Raw genomic sequence first — 3,284 nt, 5'->3', positions numbered from 1 at the left:
GCTTGCTTTTTTGGCATCTTTTTTACCCAAATAGGTGCTAAAGTGCAGTTATCTAAAATAGATAAATGCGGAAATAAATTAAATTGTTGGAAAACCATGCCAACCTCAGCTCTAATTTGTTCAATATTTTTTGTATTTTCACTAAGTTCTGTTCCATCAACGATGATTTTACCTTCTTGGTGCTCTTCTAATCTGTTAATACATCTTATTAACGTTGATTTTCCTGATCCTGAGGGACCACATACTACAATTTTTTGTTTTGCTTGTACCTCTAAGTTAATATCTTTTAAAACTTGGAAATCACCAAACCACTTATTAACATTTTCAATATTTATTATAGAACTAGACATTATCTTTCAGTTTTATATTTTTCCTCAAGGTTATAACTATATTTGCTCATTGCATAGCAAATTATCCAGAAAATTATTGCTGCGAAAATATATCCTTCCATAGCAAAACCAAGCCATTTTGGATTTGTTTTAGCTAAAGCAAGCATTCCTGCAATTTCAGCTAAGCCAACTACAAATATTAACGGTGTATCTTTAACCAATGCTAAAAATGTATTTGCAATTCCAGGGATAACTAATTTCAAAGCTTGTGGTAATATTACAAAAATATGCATTTTCCAATATCCCATTCCTAAAGATTTCGCTGCATCGTATTGACCTCTAGGTAGAGCTTGTAAACCACCTCTAATAACTTCAGCACAGTATGCCGCTTCAAACAAAGTTATAGCTATGATTACTCTAACTAATTTATCCATGAAGAAATCTTGAGGTAAAAACATTGGAAACATTACTGATGACATAAATAATACTGTTATTAATGGAACTCCCCTCCAAAATTCAATGTAACCAACTGAAATATATTTTATAGCTGGTAGATTAGATCTTCTTCCTAATGCCAAGATCATTCCAAGTGGAAAACAGAAAATTAAACAAAAAAATGAGACAATAAAGGTTAAAGATAAACCGCCCCAGGCTCCAGTTTCTACCCAAACTAAACCAAATGATCCACCTGAAATCAAATAATAGATTATTAAGAAAGCAATTATTGGATAGATTACTACATAATATAAAGCTAAGTATTTTTTTAAATTTTCTTTAAAAAAGTAACCAACAAAACCAAGTCCTATAACTAATAAAAATGCAGAATTTATTCTCCAATGAAGTTCATTAGGGTACATTCCGTACATAAATCTCTTGAACCAAACTTTTATGTATGTCCAACAAGCTCCTGTACCTGTACATGCTTCTTTTGTATCACCAGATATATTGGCGTCTAGCACCATCCAACTTAGTGCTGGAGGAAAAGCTTTTAAAAGAGCAAAAGTTATAAATAATGTAAGAAATGCATTGAAGTTAGTTGTATTAATATTCTTATTCAAAGAGTCTAAAAATTTATATCCACTGTATTCAGTTCTTAAATAAGACAAACCTAAAAAACCAAGAATTAGAGGGAAAAAAATACTCAAATTTCCTGGTAAAGAACCACTAATATTAATTCTAAAAAAAGAATTTAAAAATACATCAAGAATACTTAAGATTAATAAAGCGCTTCCAATGTAAATATTGGTCATTTGGTTTTGGCTTTTAATTCTATTTAAACTCAAATTCATTTTTATTTTTCCTTAATTTCTATTCTTTTGTTGTACCAATTCATTAGTGCAGCAATTGCTAAACTAATTGATAAATAAGTTAACATCGTAATACCAACAATCTCAATTGCTTTACCTGTTTGCATCAAAGCCGTTCCTGCAAAAACTAAAACTAAATCTGGATATGCAATAGCAGCAGCTAGGGATGAATTTTTTGTTAAATTTAAATATTGATTTGTTGTTGGTGGAATAATAATTCTTAGTGCTTGTGGCATAATAACTAATTTTAAAATTTGATTAGGTGTTAGACCAACCGAAGCTGCGGCCTCTTTTTGACCTTTGCTTATTCCTTGAATTCCAGCTCTTACACATTCTGCTACGAAAGTTGATGTATAAAGTGAAAGTGCTAAAACTAAAGCTATCAATTCAGGTGGTAATGCAATTCCACCCTCAAAAATAAATGATGTTTGTGCCAATTGTTTCAATACTGGCATTTCAAAATCAAGGGTTACTCCCCCAATTAAAAATGAAAGTAATGGCAAAATAGTAATTAAAGCTAACGATATATATAAAACAGGTAATTGTTTACCCTCTCTTTCCTGAATTTTTCTTGCATAAACTCTAATAAAGATAATAGCTATAATTGAAGCTATCAAGCATGACATAAACACATTTAAATTTTCCCAAATCATAGAAGGAATGTAATAACCTTTAATAGTCATATAAGTTACACCGAACCAAGGTTGAGCATTTTCAGGAAGCGGTAATGCTCTTAATGCAGCGTAATACCAAAAGAATATTTGTAATAATAAGGGTATGTTTCTGAAGAACTCTACATACCAAGCTGCTGAATTCTTAATTAAAAAATTTTGCGATAGTCTGGCAACACCAATTACAACACCTAAAATAGTACAAAATATTATACCTAAAAAAGATACTAAAAGTGTATTTAGTAAAGCTACTACATAAGCCCAAAGGTAAGAGTCTTGACCATCATAATCCAATAAAGTGAACTGCATATCAAAAGAAGCTTCTTGTGATAGAAACCCAAATCCGAAATCAATACCTCTATTATCCATATTGACTTGTGCATTAATTGTAAAAAAACCAAAAACTAAAACTACGAATAGGATGGTTAAAAGTTGGGGAAGAATTCTTTTAATTTTATTATTCATTTGAGCGTATAATAAAAAAAAGGGCTAGATAAATCTAGCCCTTTTTAAGTATTTTAAGATGAATTATCTTGCTGGTGGAACGTATAAAATTCCGCCTTTTGTCCATAATTGATTTGGACCTCTATCTGGTAAAATACCTGTGTCAGCTATATTTCTCTTGTAGCTTTCACCGTAGTTTCCAACTTGCTTGATAATTCTTAAGTTCCACTCGTTATCTAAACCAAAAGCAGCACCCATTTCACCTTCTGCACCAACAAGTCTTTTGATTTGTGGGTTATCAGAAGTTTTCATTGAGTCAGCATTTGATGAAGTAATACCGTATTCTTCTGCTTCGATCATAGTATTTAATGACCATCTTACGATATCTTCCCAAACAGCATCACCTTGTCTTACAACTGGTCCTAAAGGCTCTTTAGAAATAGTTTCTGGAAGAACAATGTGTTCGTCTGGATTCTTCATTTTAGTTCTTTGAGCAGCTAATCCTGATTTATCAGTTGTGTAAGTATCACATC

At 31.4% G+C, this 3,284-nt stretch carries 3 protein-coding genes and 1 pseudogene; all 4 read right to left on the bottom strand.

Features of this window, described 5'->3' with window-relative positions; genetic code table 11:
- Positions 1-350, bottom strand: a 350-nt coding sequence (locus AMN84_RS03665; RefSeq protein WP_143755546.1) for an ATP-binding cassette domain-containing protein, incomplete at its 3' end; no start/stop codon positions are given.
- Positions 350-1,579 (bottom strand): amino acid ABC transporter permease, encoded by a 1,230-nt coding sequence (locus tag AMN84_RS03660; protein WP_256998154.1) that lies wholly within the window; start codon positions 1,577-1,579, stop codon positions 350-352. The genes AMN84_RS03660 and AMN84_RS03665, both read right to left, overlap by 1 nt.
- 41 nt (positions 1,580-1,620) lie before the next feature.
- Complete coding sequence (locus AMN84_RS03655) at positions 1,621-2,772, bottom strand: amino acid ABC transporter permease (RefSeq protein ID WP_075483469.1); 1,152 nt, start codon at positions 2,770-2,772, stop codon at positions 1,621-1,623.
- A 63-nt stretch (positions 2,773-2,835) separates the two neighbouring features.
- Positions 2,836-3,284: pseudogene (locus AMN84_RS03650) on the bottom strand (amino acid ABC transporter substrate-binding protein); the annotation flags it as partial.

It is taken from the genome of Candidatus Pelagibacter communis (genome assembly GCF_001180105.1).
GTDB lineage: Bacteria > Pseudomonadota > Alphaproteobacteria > Pelagibacterales > Pelagibacteraceae > Pelagibacter > Pelagibacter ubique_K.
The sequence above is the reverse complement of the archived record's forward strand: the minus strand, read 5'-3'. Positions and strand labels throughout refer to the sequence as shown.

Coding starts and splice junctions, on each gene's coding strand:
- AMN84_RS03660 (WP_256998154.1), bottom strand. CDS start 1,579: ATGACCAATATTTACATTGGAAGCGCTTTATTAATCTTAAGTATTCTT.
- AMN84_RS03655 (WP_075483469.1), bottom strand. CDS start 2,772: ATGAATAATAAAATTAAAAGAATTCTTCCCCAACTTTTAACCATCCTA.